The organism is Dellaglioa sp. CoH-56-MRSF-13 (genome assembly GCF_056782095.1).
In genome coordinates this window covers 179,582-202,557 of record NZ_JBXAYC010000003.1, presented here as the reverse complement: position 1 = coordinate 202,557, position 22,976 = coordinate 179,582, and the positions used below count along the sequence as shown (strand labels likewise).

Sequence of the window (22,976 nt, the reverse complement as noted above, 5' to 3'; positions counted from 1 at the left end):
ATTTCTCCCTATTCTTTAAGCAAAAAAGGACTACCTTGTATGCATTATTCTAGCATACAACGCAATCCTTAACCTATGTGTACTCTATTTCTTAATAATATCCAAGGTTATTTTTTTAATTTTATCTTTATCTGTGAAATCTTCCGTTAATAATTCTGGAAGAATTTCTTGTAGAATATACTGAACACTCGCTAAATCTGAAAATTCAAGAATCGTTTTTAAGCTTTCTTGATAAATTTCAGTATAAACTGATTCAGGATTACCCTTTTGAATTTCGCCAAATGATTCATATAATAAATCTAATTTATCAGCTACAGACAAGATTTTACCTTCTAAAGTATCATCCTTACCTTCTGATAATCTACGACGATAGGCATCTTGGAATTCTTCTGGAATTTCGTTCACAATAAAATTCTCAGATAATGATTCCTCAACATTTGCTAACATTTCTCTTAGCGTTGTTGTTGCATATTTAACGGGTGTTTTAATATCACCAATGAATCGTTCTGTATAATCATGATTCAACGCTTTTTCATACAACATGCGCCAATCAATCGTATTTCCTGCATTTTCTTCAACATCACCTAAAAATTGAGCAGCTTCTGTTACTTTGAATGAATGTTCCGCTACCGAATGATCTTCATATTTAAAATATCCTGGTGCTCGTTTTAACGTTTCTAAATTACTTAAACTTTGTAGGTATTGATGCATTCCCATAATTAACAGCTCCCTCTCATTTTTTATATAAATTTTTACAATCTTACCACATATGGAAAAGTTAATTCAAGTATCATCAACTTTTAACAAAAAAATAAACTGATTCACATTGCAAACGCTTGATACATCAATTGGAACACGTCGCGCAACTTTACCTTACTTTTTTATGTTATGCTTATTTTCATGCTTTATATTTAAGGAGGACATTTTTTTGAAGTTTTTAGCCAATAAAACCGTTGAATACTTAACCGGTTTTATCTTGATTTTAATCATGGTACAAGCCGCGTCACTTTTACATGATTCAGAAATTATTTTACCTGAAATCGCCGCGTTAACAGTTGGACTGTGGATTTACCACGAAGCCAATTGGTTAGATCGTTCGTTTAATCTTTTTTTGCTGCCTTCTGTCACCGCAATTATCGGTTTTGGCATCAATTTACTTGAGATTTCTTACACAATTAAAATCTGCCTAATGATCGCCATCATGGTCTTTCTATTAGTGGTAACCCGATCGGCACTGGCGCCTTCATTGGCTACAGGTCTCTTGCCAATCATCGTTAATGCGTCCAAATATTCATTCATCATTGCCATCATCATTTTCACTTTCATCGAGATGATTGTCGTTAAAGGCCGTAAACTCGATCAAAACTACGCAAAAAAAACAAACCTTAACTATCAGGCTATGCTTTTATTTCTCGTTTCTTCACTCATTTGGGTTGGTCTCGTGACGATTGCTGGAAAGCCTTTGATGGCCGCTATTCCACCGATTCTTGTCGTTTTTTTCGAGGTGCTACAAAAGCCGATGTATCCGGCAAAAATGGTGTTCAAACAGGTTACTGCCTTGACGCTTTCAGCAACGATCGGTGTTCTCGCCTGCATGGTAATCGATTCCAATGTTGTTGTCGCCTTAATCACTATGCCTCTCGTTTTTTGTATACTCCATCTTTTCAAAGTTAAAATTCCAGCCGCTTATGCCTTTCCATTGCTTGCAATGATTGTTCCACCGACTATCTTTAGCGTTCTCCCCGTGTCGTCCCTACTCGCTTCCATCTACTTTCTTGGAATCGCCTACCTTTATCACCGCTTTAAAAAGAAAAAAATGAATAAATAGAAACTAAACAAGTTAATCAGCCCTGAAAGAAAATAATAAATCTTAAAAAGTTGTTTACAAAATACTGTTTTATTTGCTTATAAATTTTGTAACCCATTTAAGGTCAAAAAAAGTAGTGCTAAATGTAAATTTAGCACTACTTTTTTAGTTAGGCGTTGACAATTGCCATAATTGCTTCTTCAAATGCAAGACACTTAGCTTGTGCTTTTTCATCAGTTTCAGCTTGCGTTCCCACGTAGAATTTAATTTTTGGTTCAGTCCCTGAAGGACGAATTGCAATCCAAGAACCATCTTCTAAGATATATTTCAACGCATTTGCAGTTGGTAATCCGATTTCTTCAGATGATCCATCAGCTAATTGCGCCATACCCGTTGTGAAGTCTTCTAATTTAGCGACTTTATAGCCAGCAAAATCTTTAGGTGCGTCATCACGGAAGATTGTCATTAAATCTTTGATTTTTTGAACACCTTCAATACCTTCAAACGTTAACGCTTTAGTATTTTCAGCGTAATAACCATATTCTTTAAATAAATCATCTAATCCATCTGACAATGTTTTATCAAATTGTTTGTAGTAAGCAGCTACTTCAGATAACATTACTAATGCTTGGATAGCATCTTTATCACGAACGAAAGGACGAATTAAGTAACCATAACTTTCTTCAAAACCAAACATAAAGGTATGTTCATTTGTTTCTTCATAGTTTTGAATTTGTTCCGCAATAAATTTGAATCCTGTTAAGACATTAATCATTTTAGCATGATGTGCTTCAGCAATCTTAGTTGCAAGTTCACTTGATACAATTGATTTAACGCCAACGGCATTAGCGGGTAAAGTTCCTGCTTCTTCGCTAGCAGTTAAAATATAATTGAACATTAGAGCAGCAATTTGATTACCTGTTAATAATTTATATTCACCATCAGTTTGACGTACAGCGACACCCATACGATCAGCATCTGGATCAACAGCGATTAATAAATCAGCATGTTCACGTCGACCCCATTTGATAGCTAAATCAAATGCTGGTGCGTCTTCTGGGTTAGGTAACTTGATTGTTGGGAATTCAGGATCACCTTCAGCTTGTTCAGGCACAATCTTAAATTGTTCAAATCCAGCTTGTTTCAAAGCACGTTCACCCAACATTTTACCTGTTCCATGAAGTGGTGTGAAAACAAGTTTCATTGAAGCACCAACTTCATCAACTAATTTTTGATTAATTGTCACTTTTTTAACTTCAGCAAGATACGCAGCGTCAACTTCTTCACCAATAATTTGGAGTGTTTTATCAGCTTTTAATACTGTCTCATCACCTACTTTAATGGCAAATAAATCATCAGCTTCGCGAACAAAACCAGTAATCATATCTGATTCTTTAGGTGGCATTTGGCCACCGTCTTCACCATAAATTTTATAGCCATTATATTGTTTAGGATTATGGCTAGCCGTTATCATAATTCCGGCGTAAGTAGCTAAATGGCGGACTGCAAACGATAATTCTGGTGTGGGACGTAAGCTTTCAAAAACAAAGCTTGGAATACCATGTGCGCCTAAAACTTTAGCTGATTCCATCGCAAATTCTTGTGATTGGTAACGCGAATCATAACTAATTGCGACACCGCGCATTTTAGTTGCATCATCTAACGTATCCATAAAGCGAGCTAATCCTTCAGTTGCTTGACGAATCGTGTAGATGTTCATCCGGTTAATACCAGGACCCATCAAGCCACGCATACCAGCAGTTCCAAATTCCATTGGTTGGTAAAAAGATTCTTTTAAATCTTCTTGATTATTTTTAAGCGAAACAATCTGATTTTTTAATGTTGCGTCTAGTGTTTCTTCATTTAACCAAGTTAAATAATTATCTTCCCAAGTCAAAATATCACTCCCATTCATATAATATTACTATTATACAATAAATGCGCTTACTATTCAGGATAATAAAAAAGATATCAGAATAATTCTGATATCTTTCTTCCAGCAAGTCGCTCACGTTCAATTCCTGATTTAATTACCTTTTCCAAAATATGCTCAAATTGCTTAATTTCTTCTTCACTAAGCACCGATATACTTTCATCATTAACGACTGTAATTCTATCAAAAATATCTTGATAATTATTAATCGCTTTTGCTGTAGGATAAAGTTCAGTCCGTCGTTTATCTGCGGACGACATTTTTTTTTCAAGCCAACCATCTTTAATTAATTTTGAGATAGCACGTGTCACAACACTGTGATCCCGATAAATATTTTGGATTAGCTCATCCTGACTAACGCCAGGTGACTCACAAACTAACAACACGTAAAAAAAGTTACTCTCAGAAAGTTCAAACCCTTTTAACGTATCATTTATTCTTAATCGAATCATTCTGTTGTAAATTGTTGTTAATTTCTCAACTTCATGTGTATCGTAAAAAGAATTTCCATTCATATTTTGCATCTCAAAACTCCTTAAGCTTTACTTGTTTTTCTGAAATAGATTAGTCCAACTAGTCCAATTACAATTGAGACAACCATGATAAAGATCATTGAATATTTGTATCCAACAACAAATGATGCAGGAATACTAGCAATAACAATAATAACGGTATTAAATAATGAACCACTAACTTGTCTTAATGTATTCGTTAATGTTGTTGCATGATTTATTTCCATTGGATTTAAATCTTTTAAAGATTCTGTTGTTGCTGGAGCCATAATAGCACCAACCCCTGTTAATCGAATAGCGTAAGTAACAACTGATAACCAAACAGGAAATTCAATTGTTAAGAATAACATTGGTAGTACTGAAATCATCAACATCAAAAAGCCAAATATAAATATTTTTTTATAACCGTATTGATCATAAAGGTTACCAACAATAGGTGAAATAATAGCATTAATTGCAGCACCCGGTAACATAATTAATCCAGCAGTCATTCCTGATAAATGTTGATTATTTTCTAAGAACATTGGCATAACTAATTCTGTTGCCATTAAAATACCAAAAACTAACATAATTAATGCAATCATAGTTGAGAATGAACGTACTTTGAAAATTCGAATATTTAAAAATGGTTCTTTTAAAGCTAATTGACGACGGCCAAAATAGATTAATGCTAAAACACCAATCACAATAAGGACAAGTGCAACTAATAATTGGTCTCCAATAATTGAAATACCAATTAAAATTGTAGCAAGTCCAACTAGTGATAAGAAGAATGATTTAAAATCAATTTTAACATCTGTCTTTTCTGAATAGTTAGGTAAAATACAAACCCCAACAATTAATAAAATTAACATGATTGGAATAATGAAAATAAATAATGCTCTCCATGGTAAAAATGTAATCATAATACCTGATAAAGTTGGTCCAATTGCTGGAGCAGCTGAGATAACAAGCATAGCAAGTCCCATTACAACGCCACGGCGTTCAATTGGGTTAATTGCAATGACACTAATCATCGTAAATGTAGTCAATACGCCACCGGCAGCAGCTTGGATTAAGCGACCAATTAAGATTGCCCAAAAATTAGCGCCACTTGATGCAACGATACTTCCGATTAAAAAGACAACCATAATACCGACAAATATTTGTCTTGTTGAATATTTTTCATATAAAATTGCTGATAATGGTGTCGAAATTCCGACCATTAAAACATAACCCGTCGTTAACCATTGTGCGGTTGCAAGGTTAACATTTAAAACGGTGATTAATTTTGGTAATGCTGTAATCATCAATGTTTGATTTAATAAAGCGGCAAAAGTCGCAATTAATAAAACAGCACCAATTGTGTTTCTTTTTTTGTTTGTCATTCTAACTCTCTTCTCACTTAAATTTACGCATATGTTTAATTTTTTTCATAAGCGGATTAGATTATTATAATGTTCACATGCACATAAAGTCAAGTAAATAAAAAAATAAGCCTCAAAAGGCTTATTCTATAATTTAACTTAATTCTGCATCATTTAATGATTCAAGGTAACTAAATGTTTGTTGTCCAGCAATACCACCGTCACCAACTGCAGTTGTAATTTGACGCAATTCTTTCTTACGCACATCACCAACTGCGAAAATACCTGGTACATTTGTTAGCATATTTTCGTCAGTTGGAATCCAACCATAATCGTCAGTAATTCCAAGCTTTGTGAATGCTGTTGTCATTGGTTTAACACCAACATAAATGAAGACACCACTAGCAGGAATTTCAGATGTTTCACCTGTTTTATTATTCGTTACTTTAACGCCAGTTACTTTACGATCGTCACCAACAATCTCTGTGACATTAGTATCCCAAACAAAAGATATTTTATCATCCGCAAAGGCACGATCTTGTAAGATTTTTTGAGCGCGTAATTTGTCACGACGATGAATTACCGTCACTTTTGAAGCTAATTTTGATAAATAAGAACCTTCTTCGATTGCTGAATCACCGCCACCGATAACGATGACTTCACGATTTTTGAAGAAAGCACCATCACAGACTGCACAGTAAGATACACCTCGGCCACTAAAGGTATCTTCGCCTTCAGCACCCAATTTTTTGTATTCTGATCCAGTTGCGATAATTAAAGCTTTTGTTTCAAAAACATCATTATCTGTTGTGATGAGTTTAGTATCGCCTTCAATTGTAATATCGGTTACACTACCGTATGCATATTCTGCACCAAATTGTGTCGAACTTTCGTACATTTCTTTTGCTAAATCAGGGCCTAAGATTGATTTAAATCCAGGATAATTTTCAACTTCAGCCGTATTGTTCATTTGGCCACCATAAATCCCACGATCAATCATTAAAACCGATAGATTTGCACGTGATGCATAGAGTGCGGCAGTCATTCCACCGGGCCCAGCACCAATCACAACAACATCATATTTTTTTGTCATTAGTTCAACCTTCTTTCTTTTAGTAAGTAATTCAACAATACCCTATGTTACTTTTTTTGTCTATTTAATTGCTTTAACATCAAAAACAGGTCCCAAGTGAGTTGAACTTGAAACCTGCTTTACTGTAAGAATTAGGCTACTTATTTTTTGCTGTATCTTCTGCAATTAATTTTGCGCCTAAAGTCTTCAAATATTCTTTTAATTCATCTTTAACTTCTTTATGTTTCAAACCATACTCAATACTTGTTTTTAAGTAGCCAAATTTATAGCCAACATCGTATCGGGTTCCTTTAAATTCATGAGCGAAAACACGTTGCACCTTGTTCAATGCATCGATGGCATCCGTTAATTGAATTTCATTACCAGCACCTGGTTTTTGATGTTCTAAGATACCAAAAATTTCAGGTGTTAATAAGTAACGTCCAATAATAGCCAAGTCACTAGGTGCTTCTTCAGGTGTAGGTTTTTCAACAAAGTTTTTAACATTGAATAATCCAGGTTTAACTTCTAATTCAGGATTAATCACACCGTATTTTGAAACTTCTTCATGAGGGACTTTCATCACCGCTAAAGTTGAAGCATGTGTCTCATCAAAGCGATTCATGAGTTGACGCGTTAATGGTACTTTATCTTCCATTAAATCATCGCCTAACATGACAACAAAAGGTTCATCCCCAACAAAGTCTTTAGCCATTAAAACGGCATCGCCAAGACCTCGTGGATGAGATTGACGAACAAAATACAAATTAATATCCGTTGTTTCTTCAACTAATTTTAATAATTCGTCTTTATGCTTTGCAGCTAAATTCGCTTCCAGTTCTGGCACCGAATCAAAATGATCTTCAATTGGTCGCTTACCTTTACCCGTAACAATCAAAATATCTTCAATACCCGATTGACGCGCCTCTTCAACAATAAATTGAATCGTTGGTTTATCAACAATTGGGAGCATTTCTTTTGCCATCGCTTTAGTTGCTGGTAAGAAACGAGTCCCTAGTCCAGCAGCCGGAATAATGGCTTTTTTAACTTTTTGCATAGTCTAATCCCCTTTTATTCTGCTAATTCAGATTTACCTTCACGATTGATCAAAGCTTCAATCACTGATTTAATTTCTTTATTATTGTATAAAACGTCATAAATTGCATTTGTGATTGGCATATCAATTCCTTGTTGTTGTGCTAATTCATAAGCAGCCTTAGCAGTACCAACACCTTCGATAACCATACCCATATCAGCAACAACAGCATCTAATGATTTACCTTGACCTAATTGGTCTCCAGCACGCCAGTTACGTGAATGAACACTTGTAGCTGTAACGATTAAATCACCAACACCAGAAAGTCCCATAAAGGTTAATTGGTTAGCACCAAATGATGTCCCTAAACGAGCAATTTCAGCTAATCCACGTGTAATCAAAGCTGCTTTAGCGTTATCGCCATAGCCCATACCATGAAGCATACCAGCACCAACGGCGATAATATTCTTCATAGCTGCGCCCATTTCAACACCGATAACATCGTTATTTGTGTAGATTCTTAAGAATTTATTCATAAAGAGATCTTGAACAAAACTTGCAGCTTCAGGATCAGTACTTGCTGAAACAATTGTTGTTAAATCACGATTTGCAACTTCTTCAGCATGACTTGGGCCAGAGAAGACAACAACACTACCACGAATGTCAGCAGGAATTTCTTCTTCAATAACTTCTGAAATACGTTTGTGTGTGACTTGTTCTAGTCCTTTACTTGCATGAATAATAATTGGTTTGTTACCTGTTTCTTCTAAAATTGCTGCTACTTGTTTAGCAACAATACGGCTTGCTTTTGTTGGAACAACAAATAAAATAGCGTCAACTTGATCCAAAGCTTCTTTTAAATCTTCATATGCATGTAGGTCTTTAGAATAAGTGTAATCTTCCAAGTAATGCTTATTTGTATGGAACTCATTCATTTCTGCTACTTGTGCTGGAACATTTGACCAAAGTCTGATGTCATGACCATTTTCAGTTAGGATATCGGCAAGGATACTACCCCAAGAACCGGCGCCTAATACTGCTACTTTTTTTGTCATTATATAATCTCCTTCAAAATTTATTCATTCTAATCATACCAAATTTTACCTCTAATAGCATTAACTATGAGAAATTTTTATTTCAATTGTCCGTCTAAATACCATTGATTTTGCGGTTCCCAATATCTTCTCAATAATAACCAACTAATTGATCCAATAAAAATCACTAATGAGAGAAGTTGAGAAACACGAATTGTTGAAAATAACATTAAGCTATCTGTTCTCATTCCTTCGATAAAGAAACGACCAAATGAATACCAAGTTAGATATGCAAATAGTATTTCTCCACGTTTGAAAAGGTGTACTCGATGTCTCAAGGCAATTAATATTAAGAATCCAACAAAACTCCACAATGATTCGTATAGAAATGTTGGCTTATAGTAGGTGCCATTGATGTTCATTTGGTTAATAATAAATTCAGGTAAATGTAAATTTTGCAATGCCTCTAACGTCGTTTTTCCACCATGGGCTTCTTGGTTCATAAAATTACCCCAACGGCCGATTGATTGCGCAAGTAGCACAAGTGGTGCCGCTAGATCAAACATTAACCATGCTGACAAATGGCGACGCTGACAGAAAATAATCACTGTAATAATTGCGCCTATTAACCCACCATAGATAGCAATACCACCATCCCAAATTCGATAAACTTCACTGAGATGTTGAGCGTAATAAGACCACTCGAACACAACGTAATAGAGTCGCGCAGAAACAATTGAAATTGGCAACGCCCATAGAACCATATCATATATGGTATCTTCATTTATTCCTATTTTTTTGCCTTCAAGAATGGCTAAAATAACTGCTAGAATTACTGCACTCGCAATTATTACACCATACCAACGAACTTCAATAGGTCCTAATTTAACTGCGATGGGATTCAACGCACCTAATAAATAATTCAATTTACTCTCGTCCAATCCTTAATCTTTTTTTGAATTTGTTTGGATTAAGCCATTTAGATTAGCTTCAAATGCTTTAGTAGCATCATAACCCATTGTTTTTGCACGGAAGTTCATTGCTGCGACTTCAATGATAATGGCCAAATTACGTCCTGTTTTAACAGGTACAGAAATTTTTGGCACATTCACATTGAATATTTTAACAAATTCATCATTATTACCTAATCGATCAAATTGTTTATCAGGAGTCCAGTTTTCTAGATGAATAATTAGTGAAATATCAGTGTCATTACGGACAGCTCCTGCACCAAACAAGTTCATGATATCGATAATACCGATACCTCGAATTTCAAGTAAATGTTTTAAAATTGCAGGTGCCTCACCAACAAGTGTCTCCTCATCTTGTTGGAAAACATCAACACGATCATCTGCAATTAACCGATGTCCACGTCTAATTAATTCAAGCGCTGTTTCTGATTTACCAACACCAGAATCACCTGTAATCATGACCCCAAGACCATAAATATCAACTAAAACACCATGTATTGACTGGCGTTCAGCTAATTTAGCTTCCAAAAAGTTAACCATATTAGAAGATAGACGTGACGTTGTTAGTTTTGAAATTAGAACTGGAATATGTCTTTCTTTGACGATAGCTAATAATTCTAGCGGCACATCCAAATCATTTGAAACAACAAAACATGGTGTTTGTTCTGTTGCTAATTGATTCATCACATTCTGCCTATCTTCAGGAGTCAGTCCATTTGCATAAGCATGTTCTGTCATCCCAAATAATTGAATACGTTCTTTCGGATAAAAATTAAAATACCCGGTTAATTCTAGACCAGGACGTGAAATATCACTTGTTGTAATTTTTTTATCATCCAAGTATTCTTTCCCAATTAAAACAGTTAATCCCATTGCATCTACTAAATTTCTAACTGAAACTTCATTGGCCATCTTAATGCCCCCTATTGTCTATTTCTAATAAAGTAATTTGTTACGATTGTATTAGCAATACTCATCACAATTGAGATGATAAATGCCGCCCAAAAGCTCGAAAATTTAAATTCATTACCCACAAAAAATGACGTCATTTGTAACATAAATGCATTTATAATCAGATAGAAAAATCCTAAACTGAAAATAGTTACCGGCAGTGATAAAATCACTAAAAACGGTTTAACTAGCATATTTAGTACGGCCAGTACAAAACTGGCGATTAATGCAACCCAGATACTTTTAACAAATAAAGTCTCTGGAAAAAAACCAGATATTGCCAAAAACAGTATGGCATTAATTAATACGCGCTGCCAAAATCCCATGAATCTTCACCTCATCATTAATATTATTTATCGTCTGTAACTTCTACATCTTTAATAATTTTACGGCCACTCTTACTTGATGAGCTAGTCCGTTGTCCAGTACTAGATGTAAACTGCTCAAAAGAACTAGTAAATGAACGTTTTTTCCCTGGTAAGCTAATTGCTAACAAGATATAGACAAGTATAAATACGCCTTTTGTTGCGAAGATTAGCATTAAAAATAAAAATCTAACGAGTGTTGGATTCCAATTTATATATTCGGCAAGTCCAGCTGCGACACCCGCGATAATTTTATTAGTTGATTTTGTGAATTTTTTATTTGTTTTCATTTTGTAGTTCCTCCATTCAGAATAATCTATCATTATTGTACTTCTTATCGTACTCATTTTACAATTTTAACGAGCGTTATTTACTTAAATTTTAACGTTTAAATTAAAAATAACTAACAATCGCGAAATTGTTAGTTATTAAATGAGTAGTGCCTTATTCATTTTCTTTTTCTAACTCTGATTTACCAGGATTCAATTCAGTGATTCGGCCATTTTTTAAATAAACAACCCATTCACACACATTTGTAACATAATCGCCAATTCGTTCTAGATAAGTGGCAACCATCAAATAGTCAGCACTTCCCACAACTGTTTCGGGATTCGTTTTCATTTCATGGATACACTGGTCATATATTGTCGTGAAATATTCATCAACTTCAAGATCTAAATTAGCAACTTTACGAGCTTTTTCGGCATCTTTTCTAATATAAGCTGTGAGGACTTCTTCAACCATCTTACGTGCGTGGTCGCCCATAATTCCGATCTCATCTTCAATCTCCGTTACCCTAGGATTGCCTTTAACACGAATCGTTGATCTCGCAATACTTACAGCGTGATCTCCCATTCGTTCTAAATCAGAAATAGCTTTTAAAACAGTCACAATATCTCTTAAATCACTTGTAACAGGTTGATACAATGCAATCATTTCTAACGTTTGTTTTTCTAACTTCATTTCGCGTTCATTAATTTTGTAATCGCCAACGATAACTTCATGGGCCAACTCTTTATCATGATTAATGAAAGCACGGACAGATTTATGAATGGCTTCACTAACCATCATACCCATTTCGCTAAATCTAATGTGTAGCTTTTCTTGTTCTTCATCAAAAAGTAATCGCATTATTTTGTCTCCCTTTCTTAACCGAATCGACCACTAATGTAGTCATCCGTTTCTTTTTGTACAGGCTGCGTAAATAATTTTTTAGTTGGTGCAACTTCAATTAAATTACCTTCTAAAAAGAAGGCAGTTCGATCTGAAATTCGAGAAGCTTGTTGTAAATTGTGAGTCACTATTATAATAGTATATTTTTCACGCAATTCTAGCAACATATTTTCAATTTTACTACTTGAACCAGGATCCAGAGCACTTGTTGGTTCATCCAGTAAAATGACCTCAGGTTCAACCGCTAAGACTCGAGCGATACAGACACGTTGTTGCTGTCCGCCAGATAACGCAAGCGCATTTTTACCCAAATCATCCTTTACATCATCCCAGACAGCAGCCTGTTTCAAGCTTTTTTCAACAGCTTCATCAAGGATTGCTTTATCTTTAACGCCAGCTAATCGCAAACCATATACAACATTTTCGTAAATTGAAAATGGAAATGGATTAGGTTGTTGGAAAACCATCCCAACATTTTTGCGTAATCTTACGGTATCCATTTTAGGACCGTAAATATCTTCATTTTTTAATTTAACTGTACCTGTAATGGTTACACCTGGAATTAAATCATTCATGCGATTTAACGTTCTTAAATATGTTGATTTACCACAACCAGATGGACCGATTAAAGCGGTAATCCCTTTTTCATTGAAATCAAGATTAATTCCTTTGAGGGCTTCTTTCTTACCATAATACAAATGAACATCATTTGTTTCAATTATTTTAGTCATTTGGCCTTTCCCCCTTAACCGAAGTTTCCTGAAACATAATCATCCGTTAGTTTAATTGTTGGTCGCGTAAAAATAGTTGTTGTTTTATCATATTCTACCGCATTTCCTGAATGGAAAAATGCTGTGTAATCTGAAATACGTGAAGCCTGTTGCATATTGTGTGTCACAATGACAATCGTGTACTTTTCTTTCAGTTCTAAAAGTGATTCTTCAACAATTCGACTTGAAATTGGATCTAACGCACTAGCTGGTTCATCTAACAATAAGATGTCAGGTTCCATAGCAATCGCTCTAGCGATACATAAACGTTGTTGTTGTCCACCAGACAATGATAACGCACTCACATTCAAATCATCTTTAACTTGATCCCAAAGTGCAGCTTGTTTAAGTGATTTTTCAACGCGTTCTTCAAGTAACTGCTTATCTTTCATCCCATGACGTTTCAAAGCAAACGTTATATTTTCATAAATTGATTTTGAAAATGGATTAGGTCGTTGAAATACCATTCCAATATGTTTTCTCATTTCATAAATATCAACATTATCTTTATTTATATCTAAATCACGGTAAATAATTTGTCCTGTTACATCAGCAATCCCATCATTCATACGATTCAACGATCTAAGATAAGTTGATTTACCAGAACCAGATGCCCCAATTAAAGCTGTAATTTTAAACCGTTCAAATTGTAAACTAACATCTCGAATTGCTTCATTAGAACCATAATGAACATGTAAATCTTTGGTTTCTAAAGCTATCTCATGTTTATCTTCATTGAAGGTCATAATTCTAGATTTTTCAGTTTTATTTTCTACCATATTCTTTGACCCCCTAATGATCTATTTACTTGATGTAATTTTACGATAAAGTGCTTTACCACCGAATCGAGCTAAGAAATTAAATAAAAGCACTGCGATAATTAAGACGGCTGATGCGCCTGCAGAAACAGCTGATGCATCAGGCATAATACCTTCTGAATTAATTTTCCAGATATGAACAGCTAATGTTTCAGCTGGACGCATTGGATTTAACGGACTCGCAATATTAGCTGGATTCCAGTTTGTAAAATCTAGTGCTGGCGCACTTTGACCAGCAGTATAAATTAACGCAGCTGCTTCACCAAAGATACGGCCGGCACTCAATATAACACCCGTTAAAATACCAGGTACTGCATCTGGAACAATAACTCTCGTAACGGTTTCCCAACGCGATAATCCTAACGAAAAGCCAGCCTCACGTTGTGAATATGGGATAGAACGTAATGACTCTTCGATTGATCTTGTTAATAAAGGTAAATTGAAGAACGTTAAGGCTAATGCACCTGATAAAATTGAAAAACCGAAATTATATTGGACAACGAAAATCAAAAACCCAAAAAGCCCAACAACAACTGAAGGTAATGAACTTAAAATTTCAACAGACGTTCTAATAACCGTCGTCACCCAATTATTTTTAGCGTATTCTGATAACCAAATACCCGCTCCCAATGAAATAGGGAAAGAAATCAATAATGTTAATAATAATAGATAGAAGGAATTAAACAATTGGATTCCTACTCCACCACCACTTGAAAATGATTTTGCGGGTGATGTTAAGAAATGCCAGCTGATATGTGGCACACCTCTAACCAATATATAGCCAAGTAAGGCCGCTAAAACAAGAACGACGAATCCGGCAATACCATATAAAATACTTGTTGCGATTTTATCTACTTTTTTAGGATTCATTATTTAAGCGCCCCTCTCTTACCAATTACTCTAACAACCATGTTAAAGAATAATGACATTAATAATAGAATTAAAGCAAGTGACCATAGCGCATTATTTTCTAATGAGCCCATGACAGTATTTCCAATTCCCATCGTCAAAATACTTGTTAAAGTTGATGATGGTGTAATTAAACTTGATGGCATCAATGATGCATTACCAATAACCATTTGAACGGCTAAGGCTTCACCAAAAGCTCGTGCCATACCAAAAACAACCGCTGTCATGATACCTGGTGTTGCTGCTCTTAGAATAACTTTATAAATTGTTTGCCAACGTGTTGCACCTAAGGCCAGTGAGGCTTCCCGGTAATAACGTGGGACAGATTTTAAAGTATCAACAGTCATTGACGTAACGGTTGGTAGAATCATAACAAATAACACAAATGTCCCAGATAAAATACCAAACCCTGTTCCACCAAAAATACTTCGAACAAATGGGACCACAACTGAAAGACCAATAAATCCATAAACAACTGAAGGAATACCAACTAATAATTCAGTTACCGGTTGTAAAATTCGGCTACCCGTATTTGGTGAAATTTCAACCATGAAAATAGCTGTTCCAATAGCGAAAGGTGTTGCAATTAATGCTGATAAAAAAGTGACAAAGAATGATCCAGAAATCATTGGTAAAGCCCCAACTTCTGGCTTACCTGCTTTATCAAGCGTTCCAGGGTTCCAACTCTTTCCTAATAAAAAATCTTTAATTGATACTTTATCAGTAAAGAACGTTGCTAATCCTTTTGAAGCAACGAAATAAAAGATAGCAAGAACAATAGCGACGATTAGTCCAATACAGAAATAAGTAATTATTTTACCGCGCATCTCTAGTTTAGATGCTTTTGATTTTTTGAGTAAACTTTCACGAATCGGATCCATAACTACATCCCCTTCTTAATTGGTGTTATTTTACCTTCAACCGAACGACTCACTTGCATCTGTGTTGTTGGAATATAACCTAATTTACTAACAACCTGTTTTTGAATTTTATTTGACATCATATAAGTTAAAAATTGTTTTGTTAATCCCGTGGGTTCACCATTCGTATACATATGTTCGTATGACCAGATTTTCCATTTATTTGAGGCAACATTACTTTCAGTTGGTTTAACTTTATCAACAGAAAGTACATCGACCGTTTTATCAACGTATGAGAAAGCCATATAACTTATTGCACCAGGTGTCGATCCGACAATTTGTCGAACCATTCCCGTTGAATCTTGTTCCTGTGCATCTTTACTTTGCTTACCTTCTAATCCCCATTTTTCAAATGTTAATCGTGTTCCCGAACCAGATGCACGATTTAAAAGGACAATTGGTAAATCATTGCCACCTAGTTGCTTCCAATTTGTTAATTTACCAGTAAAAATATCTATAAGTTGTTTTTTTGAGACGTTTTTAACGCCCACACCATTATTCACAACTGGCGTAATTCCAACAACGGCAACTTGATGGTCTACAAGTTTACTTGCCTTAATGCCTGATTTTTCTTCAGCAAAAACATCTGAGTTACCAATGCTAACGGCTTTTTCTTGAACTTGACTCAATCCTGTTCCGGATCCGCCACCTTGAACATTAACAAAGACGCCAACATTTTCAGTCCCGTATTCTTCACCAGCTGCCTCAACTAAAGGTTGTAAAGCTGTAGATCCAACAATTGTAATCGATTTTCCTGAATTTGATTGTGTCTCACATCCCGTTAAAGTTAATAACATGATGGATAAAATTCCACCAATCATTACTAAAGATCCCTTTTTCATAGTAACTTCCTCCATAAATATCGATATTTAACTTATACATTAAGTTTATATTTTTAATGTAAAGGTCCTGTGGGGGTATTGTAAAGATTGTGTAAAGGTTACAACAAAAAAAGCCATAACATGACGTTATGACTTCAATCGTTATTTTAATTCTGGAGCATCAGTTTTGAATAAACTTTCGGTAGATACCCCACCGTGTTGTTCAATTAAACTGGTTTTTTCTTTCTCTTGTGCTTTTTTCAAAGTTTCAAGAGCGTCACTTTTCTTGTAATTATAGTCAGATTTATTTACTTTAGTGAAATTACTTGGTGCGTAGAATCTTAATAGATCACCCGTAATAACTTCATCTGATAATGATAATGACGTTGTAACATGTTTTAATTCTTTGTTATAAACTTTTTGTTGTGCTGCCGTTAGTTTTTCGATTTCTTTACCAGTCTTAGTGTTATACGTGGTATTTCCAACTTTTGTAAAGGTTGGTGAAACGAAATCACCATTTCTAAAGGCAACCGTTTGGTTACGATTTTTCGATAATAAATCATTACCAAATTGAACCGTATCGGTATTCTTAACGCCTAATAGATCAAGTAAAGTTGGTAGCACATCAATTTCACCACCATAAGTATGATTAATACCGCCCTTAAGGCCATTCATATGAATCATAAATGGTACCTTTTGGAACATCGTTAAATCATAACTTGTTACTTTGTCTTTACCTAAAAGCTGTGCAATAGCTTTCGGATGATTATTAGAGATACCATAGTGATCACCATACATCACAATCATACTGTCCTTATACAAGCCACTCTTCTTCAAGTAACTAACGAATTCTCCGAATGATTGATCAAGATATTTAGATGTTTGAACATAACCATCAACCGTACTATCGTCTGTATCCGTCTTTTTGATTGACGTATTCGCACTATCTAAATCATATGGATAATGGTTAGTTAGTGTGATGAGTTTAGCATAAAAAGGTTGGGGTAATTGTTCAATATACTTAACCGATTGCTTCAAGAAAATCTTATCTTTCATCCCATAACCAACTTTATAGTTAGCTTTGACATCATAATAAGGTTCACTGAAGAAATACTGGTAACCAAATGATTTATAAGTATTATTACGATTCCAGAAACTACCCACGTCACCATGGAAAGCTGCTGTAGAGTAGCCTTTTTGATCAAGAATAGCGGGTGCTGCTTGGAATGTATTTTGTGTGCCATAAGTCGTCATCGCTGAACCAGATGGTAACCCATAAAGGGATGCTTCCAACATCATTTCAGCATCAGACGTTTTACCTTGTCCAACTTGATTAAAGAAATTATCAAATGATAATGTATTTTGATCATGATAATATTTATTAATGTTAGGCGTAACTTGTTGCCCATCCCATTTATAATCGATCATGAACTGTTGGAAACTTTCTAGATGAATCACAAAAACATTTTTACCCTTCGCTTTTCCATAATACTTTATATTTGAATTAGAACGATTTTTATCCAAATACTTTAGAACTTTATCCATATCTTTAGCAGTGGCATTTTTACGTGTCGCACTTTCTTTTTGCGTTTGATAAACATTATATCCCGCATAGAAATTCAAGCCTAAATATTTAACAATATAGTTATTATCAAAAGTTCTTGTCAATAATTGAGAACGATCCTTTTCAGCTAAACCTAAGTTCCCTAAAGCTAAAAGTACAGATGCAATAGTCAGGATAAAAGCATAACGCTTTTTAATTGGGTTATAGTCAATTTTGACTAATTTAAAGACAAGAATCAAAATTAAAATAATAATATCGATATAAACAAAGAAATCAGTTGGTCGTAAAATACCGGCAATTCCCTTGTCTAGATTATTAGCTACTGAACCTGAATTTTTGATAATTCCTAGTGAAAGAAAATCTGAAAACTCACGATAATAAACCATATTTGCAAAAAGCCATGATGTTTGAATAAAATCAACAATCAGCAAAATCCAATATGATTTTTTACCCTTAAAGTAGATTGCAATTCCAAATAATAATAACGCTGTTGGTATTGGATTAATATAAAGTAAAAATTGTTGCATGCTACCTGTTGCACCTAATGTAAATTTGGTTTCATAAGCAACAACTGTTTTGGCCCAAAATAAAACGAGCGTCAAGAGGAGGAATCCCCATCTTGAGCTCAATTTATCCTGAACATATTTTAAAGTTGACCGCATCTTAGTGCCTCCATTTTTTAAGATCAGTTTTCGAGAACACGAAAATGTCTTTCAATCTATGTTTCAGTTATTGATTAACTAAATAGTAAGTCGTAAACTTCCATTGCAATTAAATCAATATCATCGAAAGGAAATTTAGTATGGTTACTTAAATCTTCTAACGTATATGCTTTCATATCTGGATCATATTCAACGATTCCCTTTTCAACACCTTCACGTTCGAAGTGTCTTGTTTGGATTTCGCCGTTATCTTCTTTTTGCATAGCCTCTAAGCGACTAATGATTGCTACTAACTGAGAATTTTTCATAGTTGTTCCCCTTTCAATATCATAGTTAATAATACCAAATTTTCTATACATTTACACCTGATTAAGCAGATTATAATCGTTTCTTAACTTGTTTTTATGCTAAACTGTTAGTTATTAGACTTGGAGGCATAAAAATGAGCTTATTTAGAAAAGATTTGAACGATCAAGTATTTAAAATAGAGGTCTCAGATATTCGTCAATTTGATGATGAAGTGAGCCAAATTCCTGATATGATTAAATTAACAATGGGTGAACCAGATTTTAATACACCCGATCATGTTAAAGCAGCTGCCATCGAAGCCATTCATGAAAATTACTCACATTATATGGGTATGGCTGGTGATATTGAGTTACGTGAAGCTGCCAGTGAATTTTTTAATGAAAAATATGACGTTACTTATGATGCACAATCTGAAATTCTAGTTACAGTTGGTGCAACTGAAGCCATCGCAACTGCCTTACAGACTATCTTCAACCCCGGCGATGCCGTTCTTGTCCCAACGCCACTCTACCCTGGCTATATGCCACTGATTACTTTAAATCGGGTTAAACCAATTTTTATCAACACACGTGATAATAACTTTAGATTAACACCTGAGATGATTAATCAAGCTGTTAAAGATAATCCAAATGAAAATATTAAAGGTATTATCCTAATTAATCCAAGTAATCCAACTGGTATTTCTTGGACCGAAGATGAAGTTATTGCGATAACTGATGAAATTAGAAAGCAAAAATTATGGGCAATTAGTGATGAAATTTATAGTGAATTAACTTATGATCATGAACATGTCTCAATTGCAAAATATATCCGTGACCAAACTGTCCTAATTAATGGTTTATCAAAATCGCATGCCATGACTGGCTGGCGCATTGGATTCTTGCTTGCTCCCAAAGCGATGACTGATGAATTAAAAAAAGTTCATCAATACTTAGTAACCTCTGCAACAAGTGTTTCTCAACGTGCTGGAATTGCTGCCTTACGTGACGGTAAAGACGATGGTCGCATAATGAATGTTGAATATAAAAAACGCCGTGATTTCGTTATGGCTGAAATGAAAAAAATGCATTTTGAAATGGCACAACCTAGTGGCGCTTTTTATATTTTCGCAAAAATTCCTGCAGGATATAACCAAGATTCTATGGCATTCTGTAAAGAACTAGCTTTTAATAATAAACTTGCCTTAATTCCAGGAACTGCTTTTGGTGATTCTGGTCAAGGTTACGTTCGCTTAAGTTACGCTTCTAGTATGGAGAATTTAGTGCTTGGGATGGAACGTTTGAATGACTACATGACACAAAATAAATAAAAATACGGCGTTATTTCTTTATACTTACTTTTTGTAAGCATATATTTAGGCTAATTATATTTCCTCTGATATTATATTCAAATAAATAAAGGAGGAATTCAAATGGTACAAGCAATTACAGATGAAAATTTCAAAACAGTTACAGATTCAGGTATAACATTGACGGATTTTTGGGCAACATGGTGTGGCCCTTGCAAAATGCAATCACCAGCAATTGAGGAATTAGAACAAGAAATAGGTGACAAGGTTAAATTTGCTAAAATGGATGTTGACCAAAATCCTAAAACAGCTGACGATTTTGGTATCATGGGAATTCCCACATTAATGATTAAAAAAGATGGCGAAGTTGTTGATACACTCGTCGGTTATCATTCAAAAGAGCAAGTTAAAGACGCTTTATCACAATATATTTAACGATTTTGAAAAGCTAACTAATAAAAGCATTGTCATTTGACAGTGCTTTTTTGTCGTTATTTTGAATAGTAATAAACTGATTAGCGATTTTAGTATTGCTTAAAGAAACACGTTCTTCTCCTTATAAAACACAAAAAAAACCATTGCCAATAATAGAAAATCTATCATCAGCAATGGTTACTATCATATTTCATTTATTTAATCTTCAATTCCAACTTCTTCTACCTTATCTGGTTTAACAACTAAAGCAAACATTCCCGCAAATAGTCCAACATAGTAAGTTAAAATACGCCATAACAACATGGCTAAAATCAATTTACTGTGACTGGTCATGAAACTAGAAAAGACAATCGCGAAGCTATATTCTGCACCACCAGTTCCCCCCGGAATTGGGAAAAGTGAAATTACCATGACAATAAGCACATGAAGTGCTGTAATCATAATCACATTCACTGATGTGTATCCCAATGACAACATAATAAAGTATGGAATTAAATAGTAAAACGCGAGTTGGAAGAATGTTAATACAAAAACGTGAAAAATCATTTTCTTTTCATTCTTCATACGTAAACTCTCTTTATGGAAGTTTTCAATTTTTGAATAAATACTTGTATTCCAGCGATCAAAACGATCCCCTTTAACGAATAACTTAACAACTAGCATACAAACATACACTAATTTTTTAGTGAATCCATACCAATACATGATCATTAACAAAGCAGTAATCACAGCTAAATGAATCACAAATCCAAAAATCACGAATACCATTAGATAATTAACTTTATCTTGAATGTATTGAAACCCAATTAGTAAACAAACAATAAAATTAATAACAATCATTGCCTGGTAAACGACAAATTTCATTAATAAAATGGAACTTGCACGACCAGCGTCCACACCTGACTGAGCCATCGCAAACAATTGTGCAGGTTGTCCACCTGTTGAAAAAGGTGTGATTCCATTAAATAATTGTTCAATCAGTGGAATACGAATTGCATTCTTAAATGTAAATTTTTTATGTTGCCCTATCATGAACCGTTGAACAACAAATGCTTCAATGACAAAGTACATACAGATACAAAATACTGCTACTAATAACCACCATATATTAATATTAACTAAAGCTTTAACGAGCGACTGAATTGATACATTTTTTAAAGAATAAGCGAATATCCCCATCCCAATTATAACCATTAACGTCAATAAACCTATGTTTTTTCGAGTCATCTTTTAGCCCTCTTTGCTCTGGTCCAAGTAAAATTGATGCCAAATTTCAGCCAATCTATCCTCAGAATAGTATGCTGATGCCTGATCTGCTTTGTCATGCAAAACTGATAACGCATTGGGATCTTCTTTTAATTTTCTCAATTTAATTTGCATACCATTAACATCTGTCGCGGCATCATAATAGCCCTCAATAACCGCTTTATAAAGATCTAAATCGCGCAATAATACAGGTGTCCCACAACTAAATGCTTCTAATACTGACATTGGAAACAATTCATTGAAAGATGGCAGTAAGAAAAGGTTAGCAATATTGTAATAATTTACTAGAGCTTCTCGATCAATAATCCCAGTAAACGTTAAATTACTAGGCGGATTATCAACTACTTTTTTTAATTCAGCATAACCGTCAGTTAACTTACCAAATGAAAAGCCACCGGCCCAAATAAATTGGATATCAGGATTTTGCTTAGCTAACTTAATAAAATCGGGCACACCTTTTCTTTCTTGAACTTGACCATCACCAAAAACAACAAATTTATCGGCTGGAATACCTAACGCATCTCTAAAAGCTTGTTTTTCTTCCACGGTTTTTTCATAAAAAACTTTTTTTGAAACAAAATTAGGAATATACGTGACGCGTTCTTTTGGAATCTTAAACGCTTCAAGTTTTGGAATAAAACTTGGATTAACCACGACAATATGATCCATTCGTTTATAAAAAGCAATTACATACCAATAAAAAATGGCTTTAAAAGGTTGTGGAATTTTAACACTTCCCTCAAGTGTTTCTGGTAAAAAATGGACATAGCCAATTTTTTTACCTCTACCTGGCATAAAAGTCGAAAGGTAATAAGGAAAATTGATGGTATGGTAATGACTAATATCTGAGCGACTATATTTATTCACACTAATTTTGAATTCAGTTGGAAAGCGTTCTTTGAGCAACTTCATCATTTCGGTATATGCGCTACCGACCCCTTGTCCTTTAACCGAATTGGCCGCAGAAAACATGTTAATTAATAGCATGGTTGAAACTCCTTTGAAAATAAATTC

The 22,976-nt window shown here is 34.5% G+C and carries 24 protein-coding genes; 3 read left to right on the top strand and 21 right to left on the bottom strand.

What is annotated here, in order from left to right; translation table 11 throughout:
* Positions 1 to 84: 84 nt before the first annotated feature.
* Positions 85 to 717, bottom strand: coding sequence for a YfbR-like 5'-deoxynucleotidase (locus AC1RP1_RS04705; RefSeq protein ID WP_409022185.1), 633 nt, complete (start codon positions 715 to 717; stop codon positions 85 to 87).
* A 211-nt stretch (positions 718 to 928) separates the two neighbouring features.
* Here AC1RP1_RS04705 and AC1RP1_RS04700 point away from each other — a divergent pair, with 211 nt between their 5' ends.
* On the top strand, positions 929 to 1,828 hold the full coding sequence (locus AC1RP1_RS04700; RefSeq protein ID WP_481761483.1) for a hypothetical protein: 900 nt from the start codon (positions 929 to 931) through the stop codon (positions 1,826 to 1,828).
* Positions 1,829 to 1,976: 148 nt separating this feature from the next.
* On the opposite strand, the gene AC1RP1_RS04695 is transcribed toward AC1RP1_RS04700, so the two are convergent.
* The 18 genes from AC1RP1_RS04695 to AC1RP1_RS04610 form a co-directional block, all read right to left on the bottom strand.
* The gene (locus tag AC1RP1_RS04695; protein WP_481761626.1) at positions 1,977 to 3,704 is read right to left on the bottom strand and encodes a phospho-sugar mutase; all 1,728 of its coding nucleotides are present in this window, start codon (positions 3,702 to 3,704) and stop codon (positions 1,977 to 1,979) included.
* Positions 3,705 to 3,778: 74 nt separating this feature from the next.
* The gene (locus AC1RP1_RS04690) at positions 3,779 to 4,264 is read right to left on the bottom strand and encodes a MarR family winged helix-turn-helix transcriptional regulator (RefSeq protein ID WP_481761485.1); all 486 of its coding nucleotides are present in this window, start codon (positions 4,262 to 4,264) and stop codon (positions 3,779 to 3,781) included.
* Positions 4,265 to 4,275: 11 nt separating this feature from the next.
* On the bottom strand, positions 4,276 to 5,619 hold the full coding sequence (locus tag AC1RP1_RS04685; RefSeq protein ID WP_481761486.1) for a DHA2 family efflux MFS transporter permease subunit: 1,344 nt from the start codon (positions 5,617 to 5,619) through the stop codon (positions 4,276 to 4,278).
* Between the two features lie 133 nt (positions 5,620 to 5,752).
* Entirely contained in the window at positions 5,753 to 6,691 is a 939-nt protein-coding gene (trxB, locus tag AC1RP1_RS04680; RefSeq protein WP_481761487.1) for a thioredoxin-disulfide reductase, read from the bottom strand.
* Positions 6,692 to 6,827: 136 nt separating this feature from the next.
* Positions 6,828 to 7,727, bottom strand: a complete 900-nt coding sequence (gene galU / locus AC1RP1_RS04675; protein WP_409022179.1) for a UTP--glucose-1-phosphate uridylyltransferase GalU — start codon at positions 7,725 to 7,727, stop codon at positions 6,828 to 6,830.
* Between the two features lie 14 nt (positions 7,728 to 7,741).
* On the bottom strand, positions 7,742 to 8,761 hold the full coding sequence (locus AC1RP1_RS04670) for an NAD(P)H-dependent glycerol-3-phosphate dehydrogenase (protein WP_481761488.1): 1,020 nt from the start codon (positions 8,759 to 8,761) through the stop codon (positions 7,742 to 7,744).
* A 77-nt stretch (positions 8,762 to 8,838) separates the two neighbouring features.
* A complete protein-coding gene (lgt, locus tag AC1RP1_RS04665; protein WP_481761489.1) occupies positions 8,839 to 9,666 on the bottom strand; it encodes a prolipoprotein diacylglyceryl transferase in 828 nt (275 codons plus the stop codon).
* An 18-nt stretch (positions 9,667 to 9,684) separates the two neighbouring features.
* Positions 9,685 to 10,623 (bottom strand): HPr(Ser) kinase/phosphatase, encoded by a 939-nt coding sequence (gene hprK, locus AC1RP1_RS04660; RefSeq protein WP_481761490.1) that lies wholly within the window; start codon positions 10,621 to 10,623, stop codon positions 9,685 to 9,687.
* 11 nt (positions 10,624 to 10,634) lie between these two features.
* Complete coding sequence (locus AC1RP1_RS04655) at positions 10,635 to 10,988, bottom strand: phage holin family protein (RefSeq protein WP_481761491.1); 354 nt, start codon at positions 10,986 to 10,988, stop codon at positions 10,635 to 10,637.
* A gap of 23 nt (positions 10,989 to 11,011) precedes the next feature.
* Positions 11,012 to 11,317 (bottom strand): PspC domain-containing protein, encoded by a 306-nt coding sequence (locus AC1RP1_RS04650; protein ID WP_409022174.1) that lies wholly within the window; start codon positions 11,315 to 11,317, stop codon positions 11,012 to 11,014.
* 154 nt (positions 11,318 to 11,471) lie between these two features.
* A complete protein-coding gene (phoU, locus tag AC1RP1_RS04645) occupies positions 11,472 to 12,158 on the bottom strand; it encodes a phosphate signaling complex protein PhoU (RefSeq protein WP_481761492.1) in 687 nt (228 codons plus the stop codon).
* A gap of 17 nt (positions 12,159 to 12,175) precedes the next feature.
* Positions 12,176 to 12,931 carry a phosphate ABC transporter ATP-binding protein PstB gene (pstB, locus tag AC1RP1_RS04640; protein ID WP_409022172.1) on the bottom strand — a complete coding sequence of 252 codons (756 nt, stop codon included), beginning with the start codon at positions 12,929 to 12,931 and terminating at the stop codon, positions 12,176 to 12,178.
* A 14-nt stretch (positions 12,932 to 12,945) separates the two neighbouring features.
* On the bottom strand, positions 12,946 to 13,749 hold the full coding sequence (gene pstB / locus AC1RP1_RS04635) for a phosphate ABC transporter ATP-binding protein PstB (RefSeq protein ID WP_481761493.1): 804 nt from the start codon (positions 13,747 to 13,749) through the stop codon (positions 12,946 to 12,948).
* 21 nt (positions 13,750 to 13,770) lie between these two features.
* Entirely contained in the window at positions 13,771 to 14,658 is an 888-nt protein-coding gene (pstA, locus tag AC1RP1_RS04630; protein WP_481761494.1) for a phosphate ABC transporter permease PstA, read from the bottom strand.
* Entirely contained in the window at positions 14,658 to 15,578 is a 921-nt protein-coding gene (pstC, locus tag AC1RP1_RS04625) for a phosphate ABC transporter permease subunit PstC (protein ID WP_409022169.1), read from the bottom strand. The genes pstA and pstC overlap by 1 nt, the downstream gene beginning before the upstream one ends.
* A 2-nt stretch (positions 15,579 to 15,580) precedes the next feature.
* Positions 15,581 to 16,459, bottom strand: a complete 879-nt coding sequence (locus AC1RP1_RS04620) for a phosphate ABC transporter substrate-binding protein PstS family protein (protein ID WP_481761495.1) — start codon at positions 16,457 to 16,459, stop codon at positions 15,581 to 15,583.
* A gap of 141 nt (positions 16,460 to 16,600) precedes the next feature.
* A complete protein-coding gene (locus tag AC1RP1_RS04615; RefSeq protein WP_481761496.1) occupies positions 16,601 to 18,664 on the bottom strand; it encodes an LTA synthase family protein in 2,064 nt (687 codons plus the stop codon).
* A 74-nt stretch (positions 18,665 to 18,738) separates the two neighbouring features.
* The gene (locus tag AC1RP1_RS04610; protein ID WP_409022166.1) at positions 18,739 to 18,972 is read right to left on the bottom strand and encodes a YkuJ family protein; all 234 of its coding nucleotides are present in this window, start codon (positions 18,970 to 18,972) and stop codon (positions 18,739 to 18,741) included.
* 134 nt (positions 18,973 to 19,106) lie between these two features.
* Between AC1RP1_RS04610 and AC1RP1_RS04605 the strand changes: the two genes are divergently transcribed.
* Together AC1RP1_RS04605 and trxA are read left to right on the top strand one after the other, a co-directional pair.
* Positions 19,107 to 20,282, top strand: a complete 1,176-nt coding sequence (locus AC1RP1_RS04605; RefSeq protein ID WP_481761497.1) for a pyridoxal phosphate-dependent aminotransferase — start codon at positions 19,107 to 19,109, stop codon at positions 20,280 to 20,282.
* 102 nt (positions 20,283 to 20,384) lie between these two features.
* Positions 20,385 to 20,696 carry a thioredoxin gene (gene trxA / locus AC1RP1_RS04600; RefSeq protein WP_481761498.1) on the top strand — a complete coding sequence of 104 codons (312 nt, stop codon included), beginning with the start codon at positions 20,385 to 20,387 and terminating at the stop codon, positions 20,694 to 20,696.
* A gap of 198 nt (positions 20,697 to 20,894) precedes the next feature.
* Here the strand turns inward: trxA and AC1RP1_RS04595 are convergent, their stop codons facing one another.
* Positions 20,895 to 21,923, bottom strand: coding sequence for a lysylphosphatidylglycerol synthase transmembrane domain-containing protein (locus AC1RP1_RS04595; RefSeq protein ID WP_481761499.1), 1,029 nt, complete (start codon positions 21,921 to 21,923; stop codon positions 20,895 to 20,897).
* Positions 21,924 to 21,926: 3 nt separating this feature from the next.
* The gene (locus AC1RP1_RS04590) at positions 21,927 to 22,949 is read right to left on the bottom strand and encodes a glycosyltransferase family 4 protein (RefSeq protein WP_481761500.1); all 1,023 of its coding nucleotides are present in this window, start codon (positions 22,947 to 22,949) and stop codon (positions 21,927 to 21,929) included.
* Positions 22,950 to 22,976: the final 27 nt, after the last annotated feature.